1 protein-coding gene is annotated in these 899 nt (G+C 71.3%); it reads right to left on the bottom strand.

What is annotated here, in order from left to right; all coding sequences use genetic code 11:
* The coding region (locus tag ABD268_RS22765) for an IS30 family transposase (RefSeq protein ID WP_425573794.1) at window positions 1–899 on the bottom strand (899 nt) is incomplete at both ends.

The raw sequence follows: 899 nt of genomic DNA, 5'->3' as shown, positions 1-899 counted from the left end.
AGGCGGTCTGGGTCAGCTCGCGCAGGTCGGCGCCCTTGGGCCAGTACTGGCGCAGCAGGCCGTTGGTGTTCTCGTTGGTGCCGCGCTGCCAGGGCGACTGGGGGTCGCAGAAGTAGATCGGGACGCCGGTGGCGATCTTGAACTGGGCGTGCTGGGCCATCTCGCTGCCGCGGTCCCAGGTGATCGAGCGGCGCAGGCTCAGGGGCAGGGTCGCGATCATCTCGGTCAGGCTCATCCGGGCCGCCTCGGCGGTGTGCCGTCCCGGCAGTGGCGCCAGCAGCACGAACCGGCTGGACCGCTCGACCAGGGTGATCACCGCCCCCTTGCCGTTGCCGCCCATCAGCAGGTCGCCCTCCCAGTGGCCGGGCACGGCACGGTCGGTGACCTCGGCGGGCCGGGCCCGGATGGTGATGTCCTCGGTGATGCCCAGGGTGGCCCGCTTGGCCCCGCCGTTCTGGGGCTTGCGGCGGGTCCGGCGGCTGCGCAGGTGCGCGGTCAGCTCCCGCTTGAGCTCGCCCTTGGTCTGGACGAACAGCGACTGGTAGATCGTCTCGTGGTTCACGCGCATCACCGGATCGTGCGGGTACAGGGCCGGCAGCGTCTTCGCGATCTGCTGCGGGGACCAGTCTGCCCGCAACAGCTCCCACACCTTGGCCCGCAGCCGGGCGTTGTCCAGCCGCCGAGGCTTCGGCCGCCGCGCCTTGTGGGCCGCCCACCGATGCGCCCGCTCAGCGTCATAGACCCGCTGATAGCCCTGCCCGTCCGAGCGAGCGCTTCGCCGCCTGGGCGAGCGCGATCCCGGCGCGGAGAAGCTCCTCGCCAGTTCTCGGCTCACCGTCGAGGGATGCTTGCCGATGATCGAGGCGATCTGCCCCTGCGACAACCCGATCCGGTACCCC

The organism is Nocardioides koreensis, from assembly GCF_039531775.1.
GTDB classification, from domain to species: Bacteria; Actinomycetota; Actinomycetes; order Propionibacteriales; family Nocardioidaceae; genus Nocardioides; species Nocardioides koreensis.
This window is presented reverse-complemented; position numbering and strand designations above follow the sequence as displayed.